This window comes from Paenarthrobacter sp. CC6 (assembly GCF_040560085.1).
GTDB classification, from domain to species: domain Bacteria; phylum Actinomycetota; class Actinomycetes; order Actinomycetales; family Micrococcaceae; genus Arthrobacter; species Arthrobacter nicotinovorans.
In genome coordinates this window covers 238,685-265,318 of record NZ_JARDAN010000007.1, presented here as the reverse complement: position 1 = coordinate 265,318, position 26,634 = coordinate 238,685, and the positions used below count along the sequence as shown (strand labels likewise).

General features: G+C 64.1%; 22 protein-coding genes and 1 pseudogene. 10 read left to right on the top strand and 13 right to left on the bottom strand.

Going from position 1 to position 26,634, the window contains the following annotated elements; all coding sequences use genetic code 11:
* Positions 1–13 precede the first annotated feature (13 nt).
* Positions 14–1,387, top strand: coding sequence for an NAD(P)-binding domain-containing protein (locus tag PV760_RS08110; protein WP_354627526.1), 1,374 nt, complete (start codon positions 14–16; stop codon positions 1,385–1,387).
* A gap of 21 nt (positions 1,388–1,408) precedes the next feature.
* Here the strand turns inward: PV760_RS08110 and PV760_RS08105 are convergent, their stop codons facing one another.
* Complete coding sequence (locus PV760_RS08105; RefSeq protein WP_018778233.1) at positions 1,409–2,266, bottom strand: prephenate dehydratase; 858 nt, start codon at positions 2,264–2,266, stop codon at positions 1,409–1,411.
* A gap of 105 nt (positions 2,267–2,371) precedes the next feature.
* Between PV760_RS08105 and PV760_RS08100 the strand changes: the two genes are divergently transcribed.
* Positions 2,372–2,866, top strand: a complete 495-nt coding sequence (locus PV760_RS08100; RefSeq protein ID WP_064722507.1) for a MepB family protein — start codon at positions 2,372–2,374, stop codon at positions 2,864–2,866.
* Here the strand turns inward: PV760_RS08100 and PV760_RS08095 are convergent.
* On the bottom strand, positions 2,856–4,268 hold the full coding sequence (locus tag PV760_RS08095) for an aldehyde dehydrogenase family protein (protein WP_018778235.1): 1,413 nt from the start codon (positions 4,266–4,268) through the stop codon (positions 2,856–2,858). The two genes, PV760_RS08100 and PV760_RS08095, sit on opposite strands and share 11 nt — an antisense overlap.
* 161 nt (positions 4,269–4,429) lie before the next feature.
* Here PV760_RS08095 and PV760_RS08090 point away from each other — a divergent pair, with 161 nt between their 5' ends.
* Complete coding sequence (locus tag PV760_RS08090) at positions 4,430–5,071, top strand: LysE family translocator (protein WP_189076277.1); 642 nt, start codon at positions 4,430–4,432, stop codon at positions 5,069–5,071.
* A gap of 16 nt (positions 5,072–5,087) precedes the next feature.
* Here the strand turns inward: PV760_RS08090 and PV760_RS08085 are convergent, their stop codons facing one another.
* Positions 5,088–5,678, bottom strand: coding sequence for a TetR/AcrR family transcriptional regulator (locus PV760_RS08085; protein ID WP_354627525.1), 591 nt, complete (start codon positions 5,676–5,678; stop codon positions 5,088–5,090).
* Between the two features lie 123 nt (positions 5,679–5,801).
* Here PV760_RS08085 and PV760_RS08080 point away from each other — a divergent pair, with 123 nt between their 5' ends.
* The 3 genes from PV760_RS08080 to PV760_RS08070 all read left to right on the top strand — a co-directional run bounded on the left by PV760_RS08080 (position 5,802) and on the right by PV760_RS08070 (position 9,687).
* Complete coding sequence (locus tag PV760_RS08080; protein ID WP_354627524.1) at positions 5,802–7,757, top strand: primary-amine oxidase; 1,956 nt, start codon at positions 5,802–5,804, stop codon at positions 7,755–7,757.
* Between the two features lie 23 nt (positions 7,758–7,780).
* Complete coding sequence (locus tag PV760_RS08075) at positions 7,781–8,218, top strand: hypothetical protein (RefSeq protein WP_354627523.1); 438 nt, start codon at positions 7,781–7,783, stop codon at positions 8,216–8,218.
* Positions 8,219–8,391: 173 nt separating this feature from the next.
* Positions 8,392–9,687 (top strand): APC family permease, encoded by a 1,296-nt coding sequence (locus PV760_RS08070; protein ID WP_354627522.1) that lies wholly within the window; start codon positions 8,392–8,394, stop codon positions 9,685–9,687.
* A 6-nt stretch (positions 9,688–9,693) separates the two neighbouring features.
* On the opposite strand, the gene PV760_RS08065 is transcribed toward PV760_RS08070, so the two are convergent.
* Positions 9,694–10,593, bottom strand: a complete 900-nt coding sequence (locus PV760_RS08065; protein ID WP_354627521.1) for a sigma-70 family RNA polymerase sigma factor — start codon at positions 10,591–10,593, stop codon at positions 9,694–9,696.
* Between the two features lie 17 nt (positions 10,594–10,610).
* The gene (locus PV760_RS08060; protein ID WP_064722510.1) at positions 10,611–11,069 is read right to left on the bottom strand and encodes a carboxymuconolactone decarboxylase family protein; all 459 of its coding nucleotides are present in this window, start codon (positions 11,067–11,069) and stop codon (positions 10,611–10,613) included.
* 83 nt (positions 11,070–11,152) lie between these two features.
* Here PV760_RS08060 and PV760_RS08055 point away from each other — a divergent pair.
* Positions 11,153–12,189: pseudogene (locus PV760_RS08055) on the top strand (zinc-dependent alcohol dehydrogenase family protein).
* An 8-nt stretch (positions 12,190–12,197) separates the two neighbouring features.
* Here PV760_RS08055 and PV760_RS08050 read toward each other — a convergent pair.
* From PV760_RS08050 to PV760_RS08040, 3 genes are all read right to left on the bottom strand, one after another.
* Complete coding sequence (locus PV760_RS08050; protein ID WP_354627520.1) at positions 12,198–13,433, bottom strand: pyridoxal phosphate-dependent aminotransferase; 1,236 nt, start codon at positions 13,431–13,433, stop codon at positions 12,198–12,200.
* A 48-nt stretch (positions 13,434–13,481) separates the two neighbouring features.
* Positions 13,482–14,141 carry a hypothetical protein gene (locus PV760_RS08045; RefSeq protein WP_026267242.1) on the bottom strand — a complete coding sequence of 220 codons (660 nt, stop codon included), beginning with the start codon at positions 14,139–14,141 and terminating at the stop codon, positions 13,482–13,484.
* Between the two features lie 99 nt (positions 14,142–14,240).
* Positions 14,241–15,833, bottom strand: coding sequence for an alkaline phosphatase D family protein (locus PV760_RS08040; protein ID WP_354627519.1), 1,593 nt, complete (start codon positions 15,831–15,833; stop codon positions 14,241–14,243).
* A 136-nt stretch (positions 15,834–15,969) separates the two neighbouring features.
* Between PV760_RS08040 and PV760_RS08035 the strand changes: the two genes are divergently transcribed.
* Positions 15,970–16,347 (top strand): hypothetical protein, encoded by a 378-nt coding sequence (locus tag PV760_RS08035; protein WP_354627518.1) that lies wholly within the window; start codon positions 15,970–15,972, stop codon positions 16,345–16,347.
* Here PV760_RS08035 and PV760_RS08030 read toward each other — a convergent pair.
* The 5 genes from PV760_RS08030 to PV760_RS08010 all read right to left on the bottom strand — a co-directional run bounded on the left by PV760_RS08030 (position 16,329) and on the right by PV760_RS08010 (position 23,105).
* Positions 16,329–18,761: an HAD-IC family P-type ATPase gene (locus PV760_RS08030; RefSeq protein ID WP_354627517.1), complete on the bottom strand. Its 2,433-nt coding sequence runs from the start codon at positions 18,759–18,761 to the stop codon at positions 16,329–16,331. The two genes, PV760_RS08035 and PV760_RS08030, sit on opposite strands and share 19 nt — an antisense overlap.
* A gap of 70 nt (positions 18,762–18,831) precedes the next feature.
* Positions 18,832–19,845, bottom strand: coding sequence for a hydroxyacid dehydrogenase (locus tag PV760_RS08025; RefSeq protein ID WP_354627516.1), 1,014 nt, complete (start codon positions 19,843–19,845; stop codon positions 18,832–18,834).
* On the bottom strand, positions 19,842–20,777 hold the full coding sequence (locus PV760_RS08020) for a carbohydrate ABC transporter permease (RefSeq protein WP_354627515.1): 936 nt from the start codon (positions 20,775–20,777) through the stop codon (positions 19,842–19,844). The genes PV760_RS08025 and PV760_RS08020 overlap by 4 nt, the downstream gene beginning before the upstream one ends.
* Positions 20,774–21,706: a carbohydrate ABC transporter permease gene (locus PV760_RS08015; protein WP_055972742.1), complete on the bottom strand. Its 933-nt coding sequence runs from the start codon at positions 21,704–21,706 to the stop codon at positions 20,774–20,776. The genes PV760_RS08020 and PV760_RS08015 overlap by 4 nt, the downstream gene beginning before the upstream one ends.
* 85 nt (positions 21,707–21,791) lie before the next feature.
* Entirely contained in the window at positions 21,792–23,105 is a 1,314-nt protein-coding gene (locus PV760_RS08010) for an ABC transporter substrate-binding protein (RefSeq protein ID WP_354627514.1), read from the bottom strand.
* 286 nt (positions 23,106–23,391) lie between these two features.
* Between PV760_RS08010 and PV760_RS08005 the strand changes: the two genes are divergently transcribed.
* Both PV760_RS08005 and PV760_RS08000 read left to right on the top strand, forming a co-directional pair.
* Positions 23,392–25,413 (top strand): NHL repeat-containing protein, encoded by a 2,022-nt coding sequence (locus tag PV760_RS08005; RefSeq protein WP_354627513.1) that lies wholly within the window; start codon positions 23,392–23,394, stop codon positions 25,411–25,413.
* A 116-nt stretch (positions 25,414–25,529) separates the two neighbouring features.
* Positions 25,530–26,609, top strand: a complete 1,080-nt coding sequence (locus tag PV760_RS08000; RefSeq protein ID WP_354627512.1) for a substrate-binding domain-containing protein — start codon at positions 25,530–25,532, stop codon at positions 26,607–26,609.
* Positions 26,610–26,634 lie beyond the last annotated feature (25 nt).

Below are 26,634 nucleotides of genomic sequence, written 5' to 3'. Positions count from 1 at the left end.
GTATGAGTCACTCATGGTTGAAAACCTTCCCGTCGCCGTAATCGGTGCGGGTCCCGTCGGATTGGCTGCAGCAGCCCACCTGCTCGAGCGCGGCCTGGACCCGCTGATCTTCGAAGCCGGAGCAACGGCAGGAGCGGCCATTGAACAATGGCGCCACATCCGGTTGTTCTCGCCATGGCGATTCAACCTCGACGCCGCGGCCGTACGCCTGCTTGAACCCACGGGTTGGGAGTCACCGCGGCTGACTGCGCTTCCCTACGGCGGCGAACTCATCGACAACTACCTTGCCCCGTTGTCCGCCATCCCGGCGATCGCTTCCCGACTCCGGACGGGAGCCCGGGTTCTCGCCGTCACCCGTAGCGGCCTGGACAAGACCCAAGGGCGCAACCGCGACACGACCCCCTTTGTTGTGCGCGTTCAAGATACCGCGGGGGAGGTACGCGACTACGCCGTTTCGGCGGTCATCGATGCCTCAGGCACATGGTCAAGGCGTAACCCGCTGGGGATGTCGGGCCTGCCTGCCATCGGTGAGGACCGCGCCTCTGACAGGATCTCATCATCCCTTCCCGACGTCTCAGGGCGGGACCGGCATTCCTTCGCTGGACGCCGGGTCCTGGTGGTCGGTGCGGGGCACTCCGCGGCGAATACTTTGATCAACCTTGCGGAACTGGCCAAGGAAGAACCGGGGACACGTATTCTTTGGGCTGTCCGGGGAGCCTCGGCAGAGAAAGCCTACGGTGGCGGAGATGCCGATGGACTGCCCGCGCGCGGACAACTAGGCTCCCGTCTTCGCCGCTTGGTCGACGCCGGAACGATAGAACTCCACACGGGCTTTGGCATCAGCTCGCTGACCGATGCCGAGCACGGCGTCACCGTAAAGTCCGGCGACGGACGCGACCTGGTGGCAGACGTCGTCGTGCCTTGTACTGGATTCCGCCCGGACCTGGATATGCTCCGTGAGCTGCGCCTGGACCTGGACCCGGCTGTTGAGGCGCCTACCGAACTGGGGCCGCTCATCGATCCCGAGTTCCATTCCTGCGGCACTGTTCCGCCGCACGGCGCCAAGGTTCTTTCGCACCCGGAGAAGGACTTCTACATTGTGGGCATGAAGTCCTACGGCCGTGCTCCCACATTCCTGTTGGCTACCGGCTACGAGCAGGTCCGCTCGGTGGCGGCGGCGCTGGCAGGGGATCGAGTGGCGGCTGACGCCGTGCAGTTGGAACTACCGGAAACCGGCGTGTGTTCGTCCGATGCCGGCACCAGTTGTGACGTTCCTGCTGTTGCCGCTGCGTCTGCGGAGGATGATTCCAACAGTTGCTGCTCCGCTCCGGAGCCGGTGTTCATCGGCATTCCGACCGGGCTGGCCCACGGTCGTTTCGGAGCCTAGCCGCTGCGGCCATCAACCGGTTCAGGCGCTGACCGTGTTCCGTTCCCTGTAGGCATCTGCTGCGTAGACGCCGAGGACGCGCACTTCCGTGGTGAAGAACTCCAATTCCTCCAGCGCACGGCGCAGGCGGGCGTCCTCGGGGTGGCCTTCGACGTCGGACAGGAACATGGTTGCCGCGAACTCGTCGCCCACCATATAGCTTTCCAAACGGGTCATGTTGAGGCCGTTGGTCGCGAATCCACCCAGTGCCTTGTAGAGGGCTGAGGGAACGTTGCGTACCCGGAAGACGAAGCTGGTGATTGCGGGACCGGGGAGTTCTTCCTTGGTGGGAAGTTCGCGTTCCCGGGCCAGGACAACAAAGCGGGTGGTGTTGCTTGGGTTGTCTTCGACGCCTGAGGCAAGCACGTCCAGTCCGTACAGTTTGGCGGCAAGCGGCGGAGCCAGCGACAGTTTGCGCGGATCATTCCACTCGCTGACTTCGCGGGCTGATCCCGCTGTGTCCCCGGCAATGACAGGCTTGAGCCCGGCTTCGCGGATAATCCTGCGGCACTGACCCAGCGCATGGATGTGGCTGTGGACCTCGGTGGCGTCCTCAATGGTGCTGCCTGGGATTCCCATCAGGTCAAAGTGGATCGGCAGGAAGTACTCGCCGACGATCTGGAGTTTCGACTGGGGGAGCAGCACGTGGATGTCGGCCACTCGTCCAGCGATGGAGTTCTCGATGGGGATCATGGCCAGATCGACGTCTCCATTGGAGACCAGTTCAAACGCGTCCTCAAAGCTGGCGCATGGGACGCTTTCAAGCTCGGGGAACATTTCCTTACATGCGAGATCCGAATTGGCTCCGGGCTCGCCTTGGTACGCAATCTTTTGGGCCATGCTGCTCATGGTTACACGGTGAGCGTCCGGCGACCCAACCGCGTCCAACCTGTGACTGGACAGCGGGGGCGAGGAACAGCTTTCGTGGCCTGTAGGGTTCGACAGGTGAACTTCCACGCCTTTGAGCGCTTCGTAGCCCGGCAGCCGGTTCCTGATGATTCCAGCGGCATTGTCCACGCGGAAGAGCAGAACAGCGACTATGAATCCGGAGTTGCGTTGATCGCCGGACAGCAGTGGCGCATACGGACTGCGCGGATCACGCCGACGAAACCGGGTGCTTTTGTGGCGGTGTGGAAGCGGGACGTCAGTGGTTCAACCCGCCCGTTCACCGCGGCGGAGTCGTTGTCAGGCCTGCTCGTCTTCGTGGAGGACGGTGAGCGTTTCGGAGTATTCCGGTTCACCCCTGAACAGTTGATCTCACTGGGCTATGTCAGTTCCGGCCCGAGTCAGGGCAAACGCGGCTTCCGGGTCTATCCACCGTGGTGCACTCAACTGAATCCCCAGGCGCTGCGCACCCAGCGCGGGCAGGCCGCTGCGTTCGTCGAGCTACCGTCGACATGCGCAGCGGGGCCTGCCCCGGCCGGTGGAGTCAGCCGTTGATGATCTGGGGCACTCCCAGGGCCTTGAGGCCTTCGGCGCCGAATTCCAGGCCGTAGCCGGACTGCTTCGCACCACCGAACGGGATGCGTGGGTCTACGGCGCCGTGCTTGTTGATCCATACAGTGCCGGCCTGGATCCGTGAGGCGACTTCCCGGGCGGCACCCAAGTCGGATGACCAGACGGAGGCGCCCAGTCCGACGTCGAGCGCGTTCGCCTTGGCGACGGCCTCGTCAACGGTGCTGTACTTGATGATCGGCAGCGCGGGTCCGAACTGTTCTTCAGCCACCAGCGGGTTGTCGTTATCGATGTCCGCCACCAGGGTGGTCGGGTAGAAGTTGCCGGGCTGGTCGGCGTCGGGGTTGCCGCCGATCAACACGCGCGCACCGGAATCGCGGGCGGCTTCAACCAGACGGGCCACGATGTCGTACTGCTGCCGGTTCTGCAGCGGGCCCAGAACGTTGTTCTCATCCAGGCCGTTGCCCATCGGCATGGCAGCAGCAACAGCTGCAAGCTCTGAGCAGACGGCTTCGTACTGGGACTCGTGCACGTACAGGCGCTTCAGGGCGGCGCAGGTCTGGCCGGTGTTGATGAACGCCCCCCAGAACAGCCCTTCAGCGATGGCCTTGGGGTCGGAGTCCGGCAGCACGATACCGGCGTCGTTGCCGCCGAGTTCCAGCGTGAGCCGCTTGACGGTATCGGCCGACGAACGGATGATCGCCTTGCCCGTGGCGGTGGAGCCGGTGAACATGACCTTGCCGATGGCGTCGTGCGAGGCCAGCGCTTCGCCGACGTCGCGGCCGCCGGAGACCACGGACAGCAGTCCTTCAGGCAGTTCCTGATTGATGATGGAGGCCAACGCCAGCACGGACAGCGGAGTGTATTCGGAGGGCTTGACCACCACGGCATTGCCCATGCGCAGGGCCGGGGCGATCTGCCACACGGTGATCATCATGGGCCAGTTCCACGGGCCAATGGCACCCACGACGCCGATGGGACGGTAGTGCAGCTCGGCGCGGGTCTCGCCGTCGTCCACTACTGTCTCGGGATCCAGCGGCGTCGCGGCCGTGGCGCGGAGCCAAGCGGCGCAGGCACCGACTTCGAAGCGGGCGTTCGGGCCGTTCAGCGGCTTGCCCTGCTCGCGGGAGAGCAGCTGGGCGAGTTCTTCAGCGGAACGCTCGACGGCGTCGGCTGCCTTCATGAGCGCAGCTGACCTGGCGTCGTGGCCCAAGGCAGCCCATGCAGGTTGGGCGGCAGCGGCGGCATCAACCGCATGCTGGAGGTCCTCGACGGTGTGAACGGGCGCATCGCCGACAGCCTCGCCCGTCGCAGGGTCGAAAATGGTGCGGCGGTCTTGGCCGGGGGCCGGGGTAATCGAGGCCAGCAGGGCGTCGTAAGTCTCCATTGGTACTCCGCTCGGGTAGTAAGTCTTGGCGGCCAGTGAGGCACGCGGCGATGTTTCCAGTGTGGTTGGCATCACGCGACGCGGCCTTGTCTTTGCACGAACAGCCCTTGACGGGAAGTGAACGCTTTGCCCGTGCTGCCGAGTGGCTGATAATCGTGCTTGTGACTCTTGCTTCCCTCGCAGCCTTCGCCGGTCTCTGCCTGGTCCTGTCCGTAACGCCCGGCCCGGACACCTTCCTTGTCCTGCGCATCGCATTGAACAGGCCCAGCGCAGGCATTGCCGCAGCGGCTGGATCCGCCATGGGCGCGATTGCCTGGGCTGCCTTGGTGGGCGTGGGTTTGGCCGCCATCCTGGAGCAGTCGGCGGAACTGTTCCGCTGGGTCAAGATCGCCGGCGGCTTGTACTTGCTGTATCTGGGGGTGTCGTCGTTCATCAAGTCGCGGAAGGCCGCCAAATCAGCTGCCGCCGGGGAGGGGGCCAACGAGCCACTCCCGTACAGTCGTCTCTCGGCTTTGGGCGCCGGAGCCTTGTCCACCCTCCTCAATCCGAAGGTTGGCCTCTTCTACCTGGCGGTAGTTCCTCAATTCATCCCGCATGGCGGCGACACCATGGGCACGTCGCTCATTTTGGGCGTGGTGGTGGCCGTCATCGCCTTCGCGTATCTCTCGATGATCGCCGTGGTGGCGTTCAAGGCGATGCGGTGGCTCAAGCGGCCCAAGGTGAGCACCGTCGTCGAGCGTGTCAGCAGCGGCGTGATCGCCGGGCTGGGAGTCGGCGTGGTGGCGTCGGGCGCCACGAGCTAGCGGCGCCGCCTGCTGCCTACGCGGCAAGCAGCGCCAAGTAATTGTCCAACTGCCCCTCAAGGTCCTGCGAGAAGTGTTCGTCCGGCGATAACGCGGCCACGATCTGCGCGCCCAGCATCATGTTCAGCAGGTGATCGGCGACGGCGGCGTCCCCGATGGGGGTGGCGATCTCACCGGCCGCCCGGGCTGCTGCACAGTAAACCGTGATGGTGGTGTGCCACTGGCTCATGGACTCGCTGTGGAGGGCGGCCATGTCGGCGTCGTTGAGTGCCTTCTGCCAAAACGGGATGACGATGCGGGCTTCGTTGACGCGTTCCTCGTCCAGGGGCAGGACTTCGGCGCAGAATGCGCGGAGGGCCGCCACCCCTGAGAGTCCGTCGGTCATGGTGGCGATGCGCTGGTTGGTGCGGTTGAAAACGTGTCCGAAAGCGGATGTCAGCAGCAGGTCCTTGGTGGGGAAGTAGGGCTTGAGGGCGCCGTTGGCGAAGCCTGCTTCCTCTGCTATTTCCCGCATGGTGGCGCCTTCCATGCCGAGCCTTGCGATGATCCGCCATGTTGCATCCACCAGTTCGAGGCGTCGTTGATCGTGGTCCACAATCTTTGGCACTGGCTGGGCTCCCGGAAAAATAATTGGCGGAAAGGTCTTGTGACCCATCTTACGTTTTGGTTATTCTCTACACCTATAGAAAATAAATCCCGACCCATCATAGGTCCCGGACAAGAGGCAGCCATGACGCCCACAGCAACTGAGACAGCCACCCAGTACCGCCTGGCCACGGGTGCCGAGATCTCCGAGGTCCAGGCAATCCTGCGGGCCGCCGGACACCTCGGTTCCGAAAAGCGGATCGCCTACCTGGGACTGGTGGATCCTTCCCGTGGGCAGGCAGAGGCAGACCGCCGGTTCCGCGTGTTCATCCACGACATCTCCGGCGGAGCACCCACGGACGTCCTGGTTTCGGTGACCCGCGGCGAAATCCTCATTGCCAAGGAACTGGACACCAAGGTCTCCGGCGAACTTCCCGTACTGGAAGAAGAGTTCGAGGTGGTTGAAACGCTCCTCGCCACAGATGAGCGCTGGCTGGCAGCCCTTGCCGCCCGGGACCTGGACGTGGAAAAGGTTCGCGTCGCTCCGTTGTCCGCGGGCGTCTTTGAATACGACGACGAACGCGGCCGCCGCATCCTCCGCGGCCTGGCCTTCGTGCAGGACTTCCCCGAGGACAGCGCCTGGGCGCACCCTGTCGATGGGCTGGTTGCGTACGTCGATGTCGTGAACAAGGAAGTCACCCAGGTCATCGACCTCGGCGTCATGCCCATCCCGGCAGAACACGGAAACTACACGGATCCTGAACTGACAGGCCCGCTGAGGGAAACGCAGAAACCCATCAGCATCACCCAGCCCGAAGGCCCGAGCTTCACGGTCACCGGCGGTAACCATGTCGAGTGGGAAAAGTGGAGCGTGGATGTCGGCTTCGATGTCCGCGAGGGAGTGGTCCTCCACAACCTTGCCTTCCAGGATGGCGAGAAGAAGCGCCCCATCATCAATCGCGCTTCCATCGCCGAGATGGTGGTTCCCTACGGTGACCCTTCGCCTATCCGGTCGTGGCAGAACTACTTCGACACCGGCGAATACCTGGTGGGCCAGTACGCCAACTCGCTGGAACTTGGCTGCGACTGCCTGGGTGACATTACCTATCTCAGCCCGGTCATCAGTGACGCCTTCGGCAACCCCCGCGAGATCCGCAACGGCATCTGCATGCACGAGGAAGACTGGGGCATCCTGTCCAAGCACTCCGACCTCTGGACCGGCATCAACTACACCCGCCGCAACCGCCGCCTGGTGATCTCCTTCTTCACCACCATCGGCAACTACGACTACGGTTTCTACTGGTACCTCTACCTGGACGGCACCATCGAGTTCGAGGCGAAGGCGACCGGCGTCGTGTTCACCAGTGCCTTCCCGGAAGGCGGCTCTGACAACATCTCGCAACTGGCCCCCGGCCTCGGCGCACCGTTCCACCAGCACCTCTTCAGCGCCCGCCTGGACATGGCCATCGACGGTTTCACCAACCGTGTGGAAGAAGAAGACGTGGTCCGGCAGGCCATGGGCGAAGGCAACGAGCGCGGCAACGCGTTCTCCCGCAAGCGCACGGTCCTCACCAAAGAGTCGGAGGCCGTCCGGGAAGCCGATGCCCGCAGTGGCCGCACCTGGATCATCTCCAACCCGGAGTCCAAGAACCGTCTCGGTGAACCGGTCGGCTACAAGCTCCACTCCGAGAACCAGCCCACGTTGCTGGCCGATCCCGGCTCCTCCATCGCCAAGCGCGCGGCCTTCGCCACCAAGGACGTATGGGTCACCCGCTACGCCGATGAGGAGCGCTACCCCACGGGCGATTTCGTGAACCAGCACGCCGGTGGCGCCGGCCTCCCGGCCTACGTCGCCCAGGACCGTGACATCGACGGCCAGGACATCGTCCTCTGGCACACCTTCGGCCTCACGCACTTCCCGCGCGTGGAGGACTGGCCCATTATGCCTGTGGACACCGTTGGCTTCAAGCTTCGGCCCGAGGGCTTCTTCGACCGCAGCCCAGTCCTGGACGTGCCGGCCAACACCTCAGGCTCAAGCTGCCACAGCGCAGCCGGTGATTCCGGCGAGCACCACGGCGAACCCGCCGGGCACTGCCACTAACCGGCACGCCACCAACCGGGACCATGACAATCACTGCAGGACGGGTCCGGTCAGCCGGGCCCGTCTTCCATCCCCGCCTCTGCGCGGCACTGACAGCTGTCTCCTGCGCCGTGCATCTCTGGCTCGCGGCTTCGGGGCACCACGACGCCTGGCTGGGCATCCTCATGATCGCCCTGGCCGCTGTCTGCATTCCGTGCACAGTCCACATTTGGCGCCACAGCAGGGTGGGCGCGCTCCATCAAGTGACCATCTCCGCCCTCGCCATGGTGGGACTGCACGCCGTCCTGCTGCTGGGAGCGGGCGGTGCCGGACACGCCCACGGCGGCAGGCCGTCGTCGAACGTTGTTGATACGTCCGGCGCAGCGCAACTGCTGCTGGTCATCGGACTGGAAATCACGACGGCGTTGCTCGCCGCCACGCTGGTGGCGCGCCTCCGGCATCGAGCGGCTGTAGCGTCCTGACCCTCTTTGCCGCCAGAAGCACGGAGCCCCAACCCTAAAAGGCTGATTTTCCGCCGCTCCGGGGCAAAAGGAGGTCAGGAAGCAACAGGCTCACGAAAATTCGGCAGGATATTGCCCACGACAGGCAGTTTCCCTGCTTCCTGCACCCGCCCCGAACACGGTTCAGTGAACAGGTGAGTAGAGCTGTGAGTAATTCGGGCCTTGGGCTGTTCAGGGCGACCGGGATTTATGTAGGTGCCATCTTGGGATCGGGAGTCCTGGTTCTGCCGGCCATCGCCGCCCAGGTGGCGGGCCCGGCGTCGATCCTGGCGTGGGCCTTGCTCCTGGTGTTCTGCACGCCGGTGGCGTTGAGCTTCGCCGAAATGTCCAGGCAGCAGCCAGACGCCGGGGGCATCGCAACATTCGTCACGAGGGCTTTCGGACAGCGGGCCTCAGTAGTAGCCGGCTACCTGTTCTACTTCGCAATTCCGTTCGGGGCGCCGGCTACCGCGGTGATAGGTGGGGAGTACATTGCCCATGCCATGGGAGCCGGCAGGGAGACGGCGCTGATCGCGGCTGGGGTGATCCTGGCTGCGGGCTTCCTGAGCAACGCGGTGGGGATCCGGGTCTCGAGCAAGCTGCAACTCCTCCTGATGGTTCTGCTCGTTGCGTTGCTTGCCGTTGCAGTTGCCGTGGCCACGCCCTTTGCCCGTGCGGAGAACTTCACTCCCTTTGCTCCGCACGGCTTCTGGGCTGTGGGCGGGGCGGCCAGTCTGCTGTTCTTCTGCTTTGCGGGATGGGAAGCAGTGACGCACCTGGCTGGGGAGTTCCGCAACCCCGAGCGGGACCTCAAACGCGCCACCTGGCTGACGTTGGTGGTGGTTGGAGTGGTGTACATCGGACTGGTGGCTGCATGCGTCGCCGTTCTGGGGCCCGCGCTCGCGGACAGCAGCGTCCCGGTGGCCGAACTGCTGGCGAAAGGACTCGGTCCCGCGGCGGCACCCTTGACCGCTGTCGCGGCTGCGGTCCTCACGTTTGGTCCGCTCAGTACTTTCGTGGCAGGCGCCAGTAAGCTCGGTGCCAGATTGGCGTCCGACGGCGTGCTGCCGCGGGCTCTTGCGCGCGGCGTCGACCCGGGCCAAGTACCGTCTGTGAGCCTGTGCTCGCTGGCCGTGATGTCGTCGATCTCCTTCGCCTTGGCTGCTCTTGGATGGCTCAGCATTGAGTTCCAGATCGGAGCAGCATCCGCATGCTTCACCGCCGTCACCGCGTTCGGGCTGGCGGCGGGCGTACGGCTGTTGCCGCGACGGACCGCAGCCTGGTACGGGGTGGTGGTGGCCGCCGTCGTGATGCTTGTGGTTCTGCTCTTCAGCGGATGGGCGCTGCTGGTACCGGCAGGGCTGGGGGCCGCGGCGTTCCTGGCCGGGCGAAGGCCGTCGAGACGCCTCCTGCCGCAGCCGGCGGACGGCCGCAGCATGGTGAAATCGTGAGCCGGGCTACGTAAGCTGCGAAAGCCGGGTCAGCTTGTCCGGGTTGGACAGTTGCCGCAGCCCGCGGATGCTCCCGTCGGGAGCCGCGTCCACTTCGACGACGTCGGAACGGCCGTGGTGCCTGAGCACCAAAGCCGCTCCGCCGTTGATCCCAATGACCCATGCCCGGACAGGCTCCACGGGATCGAAAGCAATCGCTTTGCCCAGGATGCCCGTAAAAAAGCGTGCGATCCTCGCCGACCCGAACAAGGGGTTCATGGCGCTCTTGACCTTGCCGCCGCCGTCGGCCCACAGCACCGCGTCCTGGTGGAGCATCGCCACAACCGTGTCGATCTCGCCCTGTTCGATGGCTTCCACGAGCTTCTCCAGGACGGCACGGTCCTTGGCCCGGGGTGCGGGCGCATTGGGGTCGATGTCCAGGCGGCGTTCTGCACGCGAGATCATCTGGCGCACGGCAGCCGGTGTCTTGTCCAGGATGGCCGCGATTTCCGGAGCGGGCATCCCGAAGGCTCGGTGCAGTACCAACGCTGCCCGGGCCTCCGGTGCCAGCTGCTCCGCCAGGTGCAACAGGGTCAAGGACAACAATTCCCTGTTGGCCACCGTCTCCTCGGGCAGTTGAGCGTTGTCCACGGGCTCGGGCAACCAGGGCCCGGTGTAGTCCTCCCGCACCGCGGCGAGCTGGCGCACCCTGTCGATGGAGCGGCGCACGCACACCGTCGTCAGCCACGCCGGCCAGGAGTCCACGTGGCCCGAGGCGGTGTTCCGTTCCTGGCGCACCGCCTCGATCGCCACCTCGGAGACCACGTCTTCGGCATGGCCGAAGTCGCCCAGCATCCGGTACGCAATCCCCAACAGGCGGTTCCGTTCGCTTTGCCACGCCGCCGTGGCGGAGACTGCAAGGGTCATGCTGCCCACGTTACCTTTCAGACCAGCGGATTCTTCTCATCCACCGGCGGCTCCATCTGTGTGCTGATGGCAATCCGGTTCCACACGTTGATGGTGGAGATTGCCAGGATCAGGCCACCCATCTGGCCGTCGTCGAAATGGGTGGCGGCGGCGTTCCAGATCTCGTCCGTCACCGTGTCCGGCCCCAGTTGAGTCAAGGCGTCGGTCAGGGCGAGCACAGCTTGCTCACGGGCATCGAAGAACACCTTGGAATGCTGCCAGGCTGCCACCGCGTGCAGTTTCCGGTCCGGGATGCCGCGCTTCCTGCCGTCCGTTGCGTGCATGTCCACGCAGAAACCGCAGCCGTTGAGGATGGAGGCGCGGAGCTTGATCAGCTCGTACAGATCGGGATCGACCGACGTGCGGGCGTAACCTTCCAGGCCAATGACGGCAGCGTAGCCGAGTTTGTTGCTGCGGCCGATGTTGATGCGGGTCATGCTGACTTCCCTTCAGAGTTGGTGCCTTACATGAGGAGTGTCGGAAGGGGCGCCGGAAGTGTGACAGTTGTTAGAGTCAATCCGTGCGCGCAGTAGTTTTCGACGAAGTCCGGACCCAGCCGATGTCAGGGAGGTCGCCAAGCCAGTAGCCCCGATTGGGGGTGTGGTGGTGAAAGTCCTGGCCACAGGAATGTGCCGCAGCGACTGGCACGCCTGGGCCGGCCACGATGACATTGAGATGCCCCACGTTCCGGGCCACGAGCTCGCCGGCGTGATCGACTCTGTCGGGGAAGCCGTCCAGCGCTGGAAGGTCGGCGATCGCGTCACCGTCCCCTTCGTTTGCGGTTGCGGCGCCTGTGAATGGTGCCTGGCCGGCGACGCGCAGGTCTGCCCCGAGCAGCAGCAGCCCGGCTTCACCCACTGGGGATCATTCGCTGAATACGTGGCCCTGCACGCCGCCGACAGCAACCTGGTTGCCATCCCGGAGAGCATCGAATTTACGACGGCGGCAAGCCTCGGCTGCCGCTTCGCCACGGCATACCGTGCTCTGGCAGCCCGTGCCAACGTGAAGGCCGGCGAATGGGTGACCGTGGTAGGGGCGGGAGGCGTCGGACTGAGTGCCGTGATGATCGCCAAGGCCATGGGAGCCAAGGTCATTGCCGTGGATCGGAACCCTGAGGCCCTGTCCGTGGCCGCACGCTTGGGCGCCGACCACACCGTCCTTGCCGACGGCGCGGACATCCCCGCTGCGGTCAACGTCCTCTCCGGCGGAGGCAGCCACGTGGCGGTAGACGCCGTCGGAAGTGAACAAACCTGCGCCGACTCAATCCTCAGCCTTCGCAGGCGGGGACGGCACGTCCAGATCGGACTGTTGCCTTCCATCGACGGCAACCCGCAGGTGCCCATGGCCCGCGTGATCGGCTGGGAACTGGATCTCTTGGGCAGCCACGGCATGGCCGCGGTGGACTACCCCGGAATGATGGCGCTCATTGAACAGGGTGCGCTCCAGCCGCAGTTGCTGATCGAACGCACTATCGGGCTGGAAGATGCTGCGGCACTGTTGCCCGGCTTCGACAAGGCCAACCCGGCAGGCATGACCATGGTGGACCCGGCGCTGTAAGTACGCCCCTAGTTTGATTCCCCTGCCGGGCGGTTCCGGTACGCCGCCAGGAAATGCGAGATCCGGCGGACGGCTTCCTCGATGTCCTCCACCGCCGGCAGGATCACGAACCGGAAGTGGTCCGGCGTGGGCCAGTTGAAGGCGGTGCCGTGCGAGACCAGGATCTTCTGTTCCTGCAGGAGTTGGAGGACGAACTTCTCGTCCGAGGCAATGGGGTAGATCTCCGGGTCCAGTCGCGGGAACAGGTACATCGCACCAGCTGCGGGGACACATGAGACACCGGGGATGGCCGTCAACAGCTTCCACGCCAGGTCCCGTTGCTCGCGGAGCCGGCCGCCGGGACGAATGAGGGCTTCGATGCTCTGGTAACCGCCAAGGCAGGTTTGGATGGCGTGCTGCGCCGGGACGTTGGCGCACAGGCGGAGCGATGCCAGCAATTCCAGGGACTCCCGGTACGCGGCGGTCGCCGTCAATGGCCCGGTCACGGCAACCCAGCCGGCCCGGTAACCCGGCATGCGGTACGCCTTTGACAGCCCACTGAAGGTCAGCACGCAGATGTCCTCGGCGACGGCAGCTGTGTGGATGTGAGGGGCGTCCACGTAGCGGATTTTCTCGTAGATCTCGTCGGAGAACAGGACAAGATCGTGTTTCCTGGCCAGTGCCGCGAACTGTTCCAGGATGTGCCGCGGGTAGACGGCCCCGGTGGGGTTGTTCGGGTTGATGATCACGATGCCTTTGGTGCGGGGGGTGATCTTCGCTTCGACGTCGGCCATGTCCGGCCACCAGTTTTCGTCCTCGTCACATAGATAGTGGACCGGGTTGCCGCCTGTAAGCGTCACGGCAGCGGTCCACAACGGGTAGTCCGGTGCCGGGATGAGGATCTCGTCCCCGTTTTCCATGAATGCCTGGAGTGTCATGGAGATCAGCTCGCTGACGCCGTTGCCGATGAAGACATCCTCGACGCCGATGTTCATGAGCCCTCGCGTTTGGTAATACTGCGAGATCGCTGTGCGGGCAGAGAAGATGCCCTTGGAGTCGCTGTAGCCTTGCGCACCGCGCAGATGGTGGATCATGTCCACCACCACGGACTCGGGAGCTTCCAGTCCGAACGGCGCGGTGTCCCCAAGATTCATCTTGAGGATACGGTGCCCTTCGGCCTCCATGGCCTTGGCTGCCTGAAGGATGGGACCGCGGAGTTCGTAGCGGACGTTCTGGAGTTTGCTGGAGTGCTGCATCGGACGCATGGTTGATCTTTTCATGGCGCAGGCCATGGTGGGCAAACAGGTCCGGTATCAGGACCAGCGGATGGTGACGGGAAGACGCTTGGTGCTTGCCGAAACTTCCCTTTCGGTCCCGTCCACCGCTACGGCAAAGTGCTGAAGTTCATCGGCGGAGGTCAGGACTTCGAAATGCCCGGTTGCGTCACTGACCACTGCCGTGGCAGATGAATGGGCATGGATATAGGCGTCGGGGATGCCCTTGTTATGGGCGTCCACCAGTCGTCCCCGGATTCTGCGGACCGCCTCCCCGTTGCCCGTGACAGGTTGCTTGGGCGGGTCGGAAGGCTCCTCGAAGCGAAGGGACACCGGAACACGCACCAGGAACCCCAGCCCCTCTTCGATGGCATCGGAATACTCTTCCGCCCGGAGTTCGTCGCGGGACACCACGGAGAATTCGCTGTGGATTTCCACTGCCAAAAGCAGCTCTTCCATGATGTCCAGCTGTTCCGGCCCGTGGCATTCAACAGCCACCCTCAGTTCAAGGTCCAGGGCGGGGCTCTCATGATGGGACCTGCCCACCCGGGTGAGTGTTACGGCCCGGACGGTGACCGGAGCCTCCGGCGGCGGGACAACGGCAACCGGGGACCCGTCGTCGAACCTGACATGGTGAGGAGCGACGGCTTCCGAGAGCACCCCTAGAAGCTCAGACAACGACGAACGAACAAGGCCCACGGCAGAATCCCAGCCGGACAGAAATCCAGAATTGCAACTGGAACTAGGCTACTCCCGCAAATCCCCGTAGTCACTGGGAATAAGGGGTAACGCGGAGATTCAGGCCAGGCCGGGCACGCCGTCGTTGATGGTGAAGGACTTCATGGTGCGGACCGGGGCGCCCGGCGTGGTCACGTAGTCGAGCACCCGGAAGTCGGCGGTCATCGAGTCCTTCGTGATCCGCGTGTTCACGTACCCGCGGTTGTCGTTGTAGAACTTCAGGTGCGGGTTCCAAGCCATGGTGGGGTCGGTGGTGGAGCCCGTGCCGTTGCCTGTGGACGTGATGGACGAGCACACCAGTTCGGAGCCCACCACCGCTGCGGCCGGATCCTTGTAGTCCACCCTGAGGTCTGTCGCCCAGTGGCGGTGGACGTCGCCGGTCAGCACGACGGCGTTGCGCACCTTCGCGTCCACCCAGCCCTGGGTGATGCGGCGGCGGGAGGCGGCGTACCCGTCCCAGCCGTCCATGGAGACGTCGTCGATCGCGGGAGACTTGTCGCGGTCCCGTTCGGCGAAGAACACCTGCTGGCCCAGGATGTCCCAGCGCTGGGTGGAGTTCCGGAAGCCGTCCAGGAGCCACTTTTCCTGCTCCGCTCCGGTGATGGTGCGGTTCTCCGCCAGCCGTCCGGCCACGTTCTTCTGCCAACCGTCGCCTGCCAGCTGGTCATCACGGTATTGCCGGGTATCCATCATGTGGAAGTTGGCCAGCCGGCCCCACTGGATGGTGCGGTAGATCTTCATGTCGAAACCGGCCGGAACGGAGGATGCACGCAGCGGCATGTTCTCGTAGTAGGCCTGGAATGCTGCGGCGCGGCGCTGCCGGAAGTGCTCGGTGGTGTCGTTGAGCTGGCCCGCGTCCGTGTTCTCGGGAATGTCATCGGCCCAGTTGTTGTCTACCTCGTGGTCATCCCAAACCACCAGCCACGGCGCGATCGCGTGCGCGGCCTGCAGATCGGCGTCGGCCTTGTACTGGGCGTGGCGCTGGCGGTAGCCGGCGAGGCTGACCGTCTCCGGCCCCTCATGATCACGGGGATTGCCGCGACCGATCACGTAACTGTCCTTCTTGTATTCGTAGACGTAGTCGCCGAGGTGCAGCACCAGGTCCGGGTGGTCTTCAGCCAGCCGCTTGTAGGCGGTGAAGTACCCGTGTTCGTACTGGGCACAGCTGGCGAACGCCATGGCCAGTGCGGCGGGAGTCTCACCGGGGGCGGGACTGGTCAGGGTGCGGCCCACTTGGCTGAGGTGCCGGCCGGAGCGGAAGCGGTAGAAGTACTCACGGCCGGGCTTGAGGCCCTTCACCTCGACGTGCACCGAGTGCGCGGTTTCAATCCGAGCATGTTCGACGCCGCGGGCTACTGTCCGGCGCATGGCAGGATCTTCGGCAACCTCCCAGGCGACGGCGACGTTGCGGGAGGGCATGCCGCCCAGGCCGTCCTCTGCCACGGGGTTCACGGCCAGCCGCGTCCACAGGACGAAACCGTCCGGCCACGGCTCGCCGGAGGCGATACCCAGCGTGAAAGGGTCGGTGCGGAGACCGGCGTCGTCCGCCGTCGAAACCGCGACGGCGGCCTGCGGCAACGCTGCCGACACACCGGCGACGAGCCCGGCTCCAAGGCCGGCTGAGATGAGGGACCTGCGAGAGATGCTTTCCATGCCACCGACCCTAGGAAGACCGGGTGGACTGGGTTCAAGGACAGCGTGAATGCGTGGTTAATTGTTGTTCCTGCCCCGGTGCTGGCTCGTCTATGCTCAGTTCATGATGACGGGGGAGCGCCCTAGACGGCCCGGTGTGGTGACTTTCTCTGTGGTGCTGATGTACATCGGCGGCATCGCGCAGATTGTCCTGGGAGTGCTGACGATCTTCCTGCGGTATACGCCGGAAGCCCAGTCCGGCGGTGTTGCCCTGCCTGTGACCTTGCTCGGGGCAGGAATGGTCCTGTTCGGTTTGCTGGTGATCGGGCTCGCCTCAGGCGTGGCCCGCGGAAGCTCGGCGGCCCGAAGCGGGGCAACGGCGGTGATGTTCCTTGGCTTGGCCTTCGCTGTGGTCGACCTGACTGTGGCCGCTGACGGGGACTGGTCCGCCGTCATTTCGCAGTCCATCGCAACTGTGCTGGTGGTTGTGCCGCTGTGGGTAGGTCGGGGACGCCGCTACTTCGAGAGCCGCTGACGGGACTCTTCAGCGTCCCGATAGGCAACGCGGCGGTGCACGAACCTCACGATTTCAATCAGCCCGATGCAGGCAACCGACGTTGCAAGAACCAGCAGTGCCGTGGGGAGCGTGGGGTCAGTGAACTGCAGGAAATCGCGGGCGAACCGGACGGAGTACACCAGGACGAGCCCGACCATCATGGCCCCGATGACAAGCCCTTTGAAACGGGTGACGGGCCTCGAAAGCACCACCAGGATCCAGATTCCGATGATCGCCAGGATGAGGGTCGATCCCGTCCTGATTTCAGCTTCCGGTATGGACAGGTTGGCCGCGAGCTTGGCGTACGCTGCGAGCCCCAGCGTCACGGATACCCCCGCCGGCACGGCGAAAGTGAGCGATCGCCGCAGGAACCCCGGGATGTAGCGCTGGGCGTTGGGCAGCAATGCCAGGAAGAACGCAGGAATGCCGATAGTCAGCCCGTCAGTGACCGAGAGTTGGCGTGGCAGGAACGGGAACGGCAACAGGAGGATGCCGAACGCGATCGCCAGGAAGGTGGCATAAGCGGTCTTGGTGAGGAAGAGCATGGAGACCCGCTCGATGTTGGCAATCACCTGACGGCCTTCAGCCACCACGCTGGGCAGGTGCGAGAACTTACCGTCCAGCAGGACCAGCCGCGCCACTGCTTTGGTGGCGGCCGCACCGGAGTTCATGGCCACGCCGATGTCGGCTTCTTTGATGGCCAGGGCATCATTGACCCCGTCGCCGGTCATCGCCACTGTGCGTCCCGCGGCTTTCAACGCCAGGACGATCCGTTTCTTCTGGTCAGGGGAAACGCGCCCGAACACCACATTGTTGTTGATGACTTCCAGGAACTCCTGGTCATCGTCCGGCAGCTCACGGGCATCAAAACCGTGGGGCGCATCCAATCCGACTTCCCGTGCGATGGCCGCCACCGTCCTTGGGTTGTCACCGGAAATGATCCTCACGTCCACGTCCTGCGCCGCGAAGTAAGTGAGGGTCTCGGCAGCATCGGGTCGGATATTTTCCTTGAAAGTCAGCAGGGCCACGGGAACGGCGTCGGCCGGCACGGTTTCATCATGCGTGGGCGTCCCGTGCGCCAGGACCAGTGTGCGGCGCCCCGTCGCGGCCAGCTCAGCAGCCTGGGAGGCCAGCTGTTGTTGCCCGGCGTCGTCGGAACCGCGCTCCGGGAAGACCATCTCGGGGCCGCCCAGGATCCACATGCCGTCGTCGAAAATAACCGCACTCCACTTCCGCGCAGAGGAGAACGGCACACGGTCGCTTGGCTGATCGGCGGGCAGTTGGGTGAAGTGGCCGGCGAGACTGCGGGCCGTGGCGTTGGCGTCTTTCTGGACGCCGTACCAGGCCAGGACGCTCTCCCAGCCGGGCACCGCGGCCAGCGGCCTCGCGGCATCGAAAACGATGTCACCTTGCGTGAGCGTGCCGGTTTTGTCGAGGCAGATGATGTCGACGCGAGCCAGCCCCTCGACGGCGGGCAGCTCCTGCACCAGCACCTGCTGCCTTGCCAGCTTCACAGCCCCTACCGCGAAGGTGATGCTGGTCATCAGCACCAGACCCAGAGGGACCATGGCGACGACGGCGGCAATGGTCGCCGTCGCCGCGTCCCGCCACGCTCCACTCGCCGAGGCTGCGGCCCACCCGCCCTGGGCAAGCATTTGCGCGTTCAGAACCAACAACGCCACCGGCCCGACAAACCAGGTGACCCATTTGAGGACCCGGTCAATGGAGGACCGCAGCTCCGAAGCCACCAGGGAGAACCTCTTGGCCTCGGCAGCGAGAGAGTTGGCGAAGGAATCGGCGCCCACCCGGTCCACGACGGCGGTCCCTTCTCCGGCAACGACGACGGATCCGGACAACACGCGGTCATCCTCCGTCTTTTCCACGGCATCGGATTCGCCGGTCAGCATGGATTCGTCCACCTGAAGCCCGCGGGAAGCTGCGACTACCCCGTCCGCGGGCACTTGGTCGCCGGCCCGGAGGACGAGGGTGTCGTCCAGGACCACGTCGTCCAAGGCTATTTCTGCTTCAGATCCGTCCCGCATCACCCTGGCGTGCGGGGCGTTCAACAGGGCCAGCCGGTCCAAAGCGCGTTTTGCCCGGTACTCCTGGACGCTTCCGATCACCGCGTTGGCGATGGCACTGAAACCGAACAGGGCATCCTGCCAGCGGCCGATCGCGAAAAGGACAATGAAGCAGGCCAGGATAATGCCGTTGAACAAGGTGAGCACGTTGGCGCGGACGATACTCCACACGCTGCGGCTGGTGTCCTGCACGAAGGCGTTGGTTTGCCCGGCGGCGACCCTCTCGGCAACCTCCGCAGTGCTTAGTCCCTGAACGGCAGATCCGACGAGCCGGACGGCCGCCCCTGGTTCAGCCTTCTCGTTTTCCGGCACTCATGCCCCCGTTGTTGAGTCGGTCCAAGGATTTGAGACAGTCCGTGGATGGGATTGAGTATGCCAGTCGTCAGGCGGTGAAGGCGAGGTCCCGCGCGTGCAGCCTGTGGAGGAGCGGTTCGCCGCGGGCCACCCGGCGGGCCTCTTCGATGGTGCTCACCGCCATCCGCTCCAACTCCGTCCCCAGTGAACCCGCCAGATGCGGTGTCAGCAGCACGTTGGGATGCGTGTAGAAGCTGGAGTCAGCCGGGAGCACCCAAGGTGTGGTGACGTCCAGGATGGCGTACAGGTCTCCCTGCTCAACGCGCCGAAGCAGCGCGTCCTGGTCCACCAGTTCCCCGCGGGCCGTGTTGATGAACGTGGCCCCGGGCTTGAGGCCGGCGACCAGCCCTTCGTGAACCAGGTTGCGGGTGGACGGGAGCGACGGCGCGTGGAGGCTGACGACATCGCAACCGGCCACCAGCTCTTCCAGGCTGAGGCGTTCGACGCCGAGGGCGGCCGCCTCGGCGTCGTCGAGGAAAGGGTCGGCCACCGCGACCTGAAGGTCGTAGGCCTTCAGGAGGCGGATCACGTGCCTGCCGATCCTCGAGGCCCCGATGATGCCCACGCGCTTGCCGAAGTTGCCCATGTCCGGAAACACGTGGTCGGGCTCGATCTCTGCTCTCTCCGAGTGCAGTTTCCTGGCAATCTGCAGGACGCGCTTGTTGGCCAGCAGGATCATGGCCACCGTGTATTCGGCCACGGGGATGGAGTTGGCGTCCGCTGCCGTGCTGACGTGGATACCCCGCTCCCAGCACTCATCACCCACATGGTGTTTGACTGTGCCTCCGGCGTGGAGAATGTGGCTCAGGCGTGGGGCAGCGCCCAAGGCCGCGGCATCAAGTTTCGGGCAGCCCCACCCTGTGATGAGTATGTCCGTGGCACCCAGAATTTCCAGGGAACGCTGCGAGGTGAAATCACCCATGGGCGCCGGGCTGAGGAGCTTCAGCCCGGGACCCAGGGAATCCAGCCGCCGGGCCGGGAACACCCGGTTCACGACGCCGGGACCCATGGCGAGCGCGACGTTCAGTTCGGTGCTGGTCACTTGACGCTCCCTGCAGTGAGTCCGGACTTCCAGAAGCGTTGCAGCAAGATGAAGGCAACGAGCAGCGGAATGATCGAAAGAAGCGAGCCCGTAATGACCATGGGCGTGAACTCGGGCTGCGGCACCGAATAGCCCTGCCAGATCGAGATACCGACGCTGACGGGGAGGAGTTGCTGGTCCTGGAGCATCACCAGGGGGAGCATGAAGTTGTTCCATACGCCCACGAACTGGAACAGGGCGATGGTGATGTAGCCGGGCATCATCATGGGCAGTCCCAGGGAGAAGAAGGACCGGATGGGACCGGCGCCGTCCATACGCGCCGCCTCCAGTGTTTCGGCGGGGACGTAGCTGGCGGAGTAAACCCGCGCCAGGTACACACCGAACGGGTTGCACAGGACCGGAATGAGGACGGCCCAGACGGTATTTGTCATGCCCACCAGGGAGGCCAACAGATACATGGGCAGCACAGTGGCGGTGTTGGGGATCAGGACACCCACCAGGACAAAACCGAACAGCGAGTCCTTCCAGCGGAATTGGAACTTGTCGAACGCATAACCGGCCATGACCGAAATCAGGCTGCCGAGGACCGCTCCAACGCCGGCATACATCACAGAGTTGCCCAGCCACCGGAAGAACAGGCCGCCGTCCTGCTGGGCTACGTTGGCGATGTTCTCGAACAAGGAGAAGTTTCCCAGGGCGTAGGCGCTGGTGCCGTAGAGGTCTGCAGCGTTCTTGGTGGAGGCGAAAACCAGCCACAGCACAGGGACCACCATGTAGGCGGAGCCAATGATCAAGAGTCCGTTGACCGTGAGCTTGCTGGCAAAGCCGCCGCCGCGGTTGGACATACCCCTGGTGAATGCGGGGCCTCCACGGCGGTGGCCCTGCTGTGAAGGAGAGGTGCTGCGGGGGCGGGAGAGTGTTGGGGTGCTCATGATTTGTTCATCCTGGAGCTGAGGCGGGTGACGGCCAGGGACAGGATTGCGGCCAACCCGGCAATGATGATGGAGGCAGCTGCTGCCTGGTTGAGGTTGTGGCGGATGAAGGCTGCGTCATAGGCCCACAGGTTGGGGACCCACGTGCTTGTCACAGACGCTGTCGCCTTGGAGATGATGTTCGGCTCCGTGAACAGCTGCAAGGTGCCGATGATGGTGAACAGCATGATGACGCTCAAGGCCGGAAGGATCAGTGGGAACTTGATGCTTACCGCGGCTCGGATTTCGCCGGCACCGTCCACCCTGGCGGCTTCCAGGATCTCCCGTGGAACGGCCTGCAAAGCGGTGAACAGGATGATCACGTTGTAGCCGGTCCACTCCCAGACACCGATGTTCACAATGGACGGAAGCACCATGTGGGAGTCCAGGAAGTTGATCTGGATCCCGCCGCCCTGGAGTGCCTGGACCAGCGGGCTGATGCCCGGGGTGTAAAGGTAAGCCCAGATCAGGGCAGCGATGACGCCGGGAACCGCGTGCGGCAGGAATACCAGGAGTTGGAAAAGCTTCCGCGCCTTGGCCACCGTTGCATCGAGAAGGAGGGCAAAAACAACGGCTCCGCCTACCATGCAGGGAATGTAGATCAGGCAGTACAAGCCCAGCCTGGCGATGCCCTCCATGAAAGTCTCGGACTGGAAGACCTGCACATAGTTCTCGAGTCCTACAAAGACGGTCTTGGCTTCCCCGAACCCCAGCCCGGACTTCTGCTGCGAGTGGAAACTCAGCACGAGGGAATAAATCACCGGTGCGATCATGGCGATCACAAAGACCGCAAAGAAGGGGACCAGGAACAATACGGCAGTCCGCCCGCCGGTTCCTGCCAGCGCGCGGCCTTGGCGGCGCACTGTGGTGGTAAGGGCCTGGGTGGCCATGGGATTCTCCTAGCTTGGAGGGGGCCTCCGCGGAGGCCCCCTGCCGGTGTGGCTTCTTTGTAGAGAGCTGCCGAACGCCGCCGGACTACTCTTTGACGGACAGGCCGGCTTGTTTCAGGCTCGCCACGGTGGCGTCCTGGGCGGTGTCGATGGCGTCGTCGATGGTGCCGCCGGTGGTGAGTTTTCCGTAGGCGTCTTTAAGCGCGGTGTTGGTGATGTCCCAGTTGGGACCCCACTGCCAGCCCGGGGTGATGTTTCCGTACGCCTTGTTGAAGACCTCGTAGATGTCGTTGCCGAAGTAGCTGGAGTCGTAGGCCTTCTGCGCAACCGGCGTCAGGCCCGGGAAGGCGAGGAACGCTGAACCTGTGTTGCCGCGCGCCTTGATGGCGTCCTGGTTGGTGGTGAGGAACTCCACGAATTTTGCGGCGGCTGCCGGATTTTTGCTGCTCTTTGTGACGTTGAAGCTGGATCCGCCATAGAAGGCTCCGGATTCACTGCCCCAGGTGGGGAGTTCGGCTGCGATCCACTGGCCTTTCTGGCCGCTGGCTTCGGTGCGCTTCTGAATGCCTGTGGCGCTCCAGTTACCGCCCAGCACACCAACCACCGTGCTGTTGGCCAGATCCAAGCTCCACTCGTCGCTGTAGGCCTGGCTGACCTTCACGATCTTCTCGTCAATCAGCTTCTGCCAGTAGCCCGCCACCTTCTGCGTGGCCTCGTCGTTGATGCCCACCTTCCAGCTGTCGCCTTCGGTGCCGAACCACTTGGCGCCGGCCTGCCAGGCCAGCCCGGCGCTCGCCGCTACCTCGTTGGGGTTGAAAGTGGCCAGATAGGAGTCGGGCGCTACGGCCTTGAGCTTCTTGCCTGCCTCTTCGAATTCGTCCCAGGTCTTAGGGACCTCGACGCCGGCCTTGTCCAGCATGTCTTTGCGGTACCACATGAGCATGGGGGCTGCGTCGTACGGAAGCGCGTAGGTCTTCTCACCGAACTGGACCAGTGCCTTGGTCTCGTCCGTGAGCTTGTCCACGGTTTCGGCCATGTTGATCAGGCCGTCGAGGGCAATGACCTGGCTGTTGCTGACGAACTGGGGCAATTGCGGATATTCGATGGTGGCCACGTCCGGGCCGTTGCCCGCTGTGATGGCGGTGGAGAGCTTGGCGTACCCGCCGTTGGCGCCGTTGGGTATCGTTTCGAAACTGACTTTGATCTTGTCCTGGCTGGCGTTGAACGCTTCAGCCACCTTGTCCATACCGGCCAGGGACGACCAGAAAGTGATGGACCCGGAGGGATCGTCTGCAGGTGTGGGAGCGGCTGATGTGCTGGGGCCGGTGCCGCAGGCCGTGAGCAGCAGGGTACTGGCGGCCAGGCCGGCCATCCCTGCGAACAGGTGACGACGCTTCATGGTGTTCTCCTTTGAAGACTTGCGATGCGAAGGGGGCATGTGGTGGAGGCCACACGGCGATAGGTCCATGTAATCCGCAAGTTCGAACATCTTCAACGTTTCAAACAAATTCAAACATTTGATGCCCGCGGTTTTGCCGAAAGGCAGGGAAATTGCCAGCAACAGCCAAAGGCATTCTTGTTTGAACGAACAGAAATGCTGGACTGTGCTTACTCCTCGCTGCTATGAATTCTGGACACCCGAACGGCGGCTACTCAAAAGCCACTACCCAAGAACAGGGATTCCCATGGAGAAATCGAACATCAGCAGACGGTCAGTCCTTCAAGTTGGGGGAGCAGCGTCGCTCGCCGCGGCCATCGGGCTGGCAGCCGGCCAGCCGGCGTCGGCGTCCGCCCTCCTGGGATCCAAGCCAAAGGCGACCGAAGTCCTGGACCTGGGTCCCGGCGTCGTACAGTTCTCCCTCATGAGCGGGCTGCTGGTGGGCGAGACGCTGTACATAGGTTCGCGAAACCTCGATCCGGTGCGGATCGTGGCCTTCCATGTACCCAGCGGCAAAGTCTCCGGCGTGACCGAACTGGAAAACGGCTATGCCATCCAAACTCTCGCTGCCGACGCCTCCGGACGGTACCTGTATGCAGGCGTGTTGCAGAACGCTGCAGGTCCCAAGCCGAACCTGTTCCGCTGGGACCTTTCCACCCCGGGTGTGAGAGCCACCCCGATCGGACGCATCGGTGACCGCGACGTACGTGATCTCAGCGTGGCCCCCAACGGACGCCTCTACGCGGTGGGTGGCGGAAGCGGCACGGCCCCGGCCCTGTGGGAATACGATCCCGCCACAGGAGCAGTCACCAACCTGGGCGTTCCGGATGCGGGCGCCACCTTGGCCCGCGCTGTCGCGGCCACCGATTCCACTATCTTCTTCGGCGCCGGCAGCACCTTGAACGGAGGAGGCAGCGCCAGCCGCGCTTGCCTCTACGCGTACAACCATGCCGCCAAAACGTTCGCCAACGTCACCCCGGCGGAGATGGTCGCAGACCCCAGCATCCGCGACCTCGCGATCGTCGGAGACAAGGTCATGGTCAGCTCGGCAGCTTCGACGTCCACGTCCAAGATCGCGGCCGTGAGCGTCACCAATCCGTCCTCCTATGCCTTGGCTGCATCCGAGGGAAAGACCGCCAAGAACTTCGCAGCAATCGGTGACAAGGTCTATTTCGCCAACGAAGCCGGGCTCCTGGTCTATTCACTGTCCGCCAATTCGGTATCCGCCGTCTCCTACCAGGGGCCGTTCCTGGGCGAGATTTGGGGCGTTGACGCCCTGAACAGCAAGGTTCTGGTGACCTCCGCGTTCGGATTCGTAGCCGAGATCGACCCCGCTAGCGGGTCGTACAAGACCACCGACCTTGGCGAGGCCGGGGCGCCGTCGGATGCGCAGGAAGCCATGGGAGTGGCAGCCGGAGGCGGCCTGGTCTACGTGGGCGGCAACGGGGTCATCTCACGCCGATCGTTGAAGACCGGACAGGTCACCAACATGACGGTCCCTGGTGAAGCCAAGGACGCCGTGGTGGTGGACCGGGTGCTTTACACAGGCCAGTACAGCTCCCAGGGCATCTGGAGCTATGACCCCCGCAGCGGTCAACCGATCAGCCAGGTGGCAAAGTTCTCCGCCGAACAGAACCGGCCCCTGGATGTCCATTGGGACGAGGTGAACAAGCTGGTCCTGGTGTGCGCTCAGGCTGACACCGAGGGTGGTGGCTCGTTGTGGACCTACAATCCCGCCACCGGGAAGTCGGGATTCTTCCTCAACCCCGTGGACTCAGTGCAGTTGGTGCGCGCAGTAACAGCGCGCGACGGCGTCGCCTACCTTGGCGGGGGACGGCCCGGTACTGAAGGTCCAGGTACCGTTGTGGCGTTGAATCCCGTAACGGGCAAGGAACTATGGCGGCTCGATCCCGGATTGGGTGCCGGCGTGTCTGCACTGGCGGTGCAAGGCAGGTACCTTTACGGGATCGTTCGCACGGGACGTGTTTTCGTCATTGACCTGCCAAAGCGCAAGCTGATCCACCAAGCGGACATCAGTCCGGTCTGCACCGGGTTCGCCGCGCTGGTAACCAACCGAGGCGCTGTTTACGGTGTCTCGGACACGGACTTGTTCCGCTTTGATCCCAAGACCTTCGAGGTGGCCACAGTGGTGGCAGGCATCGACGGCGGCTGGTACAGCGGCTCCCACATCACCAACGACGAAGACGGGTACCTCTACACGATGCGTGGCCGGAACGTCGTACGGATCGACGACCACCCGCGGCGGTAGTGGATGGCGTTGTGGGGCCCGCTCTGCGCGCTCTGGCGAGTGTTTTACGCGCAGAGCGGGCCCCACAACGTTCGTTTATGCTTGTTTGAACATTTGGATTCCGGAAGAGGACTGGCATGCTCAGCGGGGAACGCCACGAGAAGATACTCCGTGAACTGGAGCTTCGCGGGACCCTGACCGTGAACGACTTCGCCGAAAAAAGCGGCCAGTCCACCATGACCATCCGCCGGGACCTTACCCAGCTCGCGGCTCAGGGCCTCCTGCGCCGGGTCCACGGTGGTGCGGTCCGCATGGTGGTGGAGCGGCCGGGGGACACAGTCCACAGGCGCGCACGCCAGCCGCTGGCTACCCTCGGCCTCATAGTCCCAACCACCGGCTACTACTTCCCTGAGGTCATCCGTGGCGCAGAAGCTGCGGCCAGGGCCCTGAACGCACGCCTCATCCTAGGCGTCAGCAACTACTCCGCGGAGGACGAGCTTCGCCAGCTCCAGCGCATGGTGGCCAACTCCGTGGACGGGATCCTCCTGGCGACCGCGGGCCCCCTCGAGCCCGGTTCGCCGACGTTTGACCTGCTGTCCGGCGTGCGGATCCCCGTGGTGCTGGTGGAGCGCTCCAGCCGGGTATTCGAGTCAGTGATGTCGGATCACGGCTATGGCGCTGAACTGGCCATGGAGCACCTCGCGTCTCTGGGACACCGCAGGATCGGGCTGGCTGTTGCCACCAGCGCTACGGCCCCCTGGCTCCGTGAAAGCCATGAGCGGATGGTGGCCAAGCTGGGTCTGGAAACGGATGCCCCCGTCATGGAGTATGACCGTTCAGTGGTGGGCGCGGGCAACAACCAAGAAGAGTTCAAGAAGTTCCTGAAAGATTGCCGCCGCACCGGAACCCACGCTGCGCTGGTCCTTCCCGATGAGGAAGCCATCACGCTGATCAACCTTGCTGAAGAATCCGGAGTCAGTGTGCCCGAAGACCTCGCCATCGTGGCGTATGACGACGAAGTGGCCGACCTCGCTCCGGTGCCGCTGACGTCCATCGCACCTCCCAAACGGGACGTCGGCCACGCCGCGGTGACCATGTGTATGGAACGCTTGGCAGGAAAGCCCGGGGCTGCAGTTTCGCCTGCCCTCCGCCGCGTAAGCCTCGCCCCCCAGCTGATCATCCGGGAGTCCACGGCGTTCGGGGAGGATGCGGAGTAGGGGGTGAGGAGGCCACTGATACGGC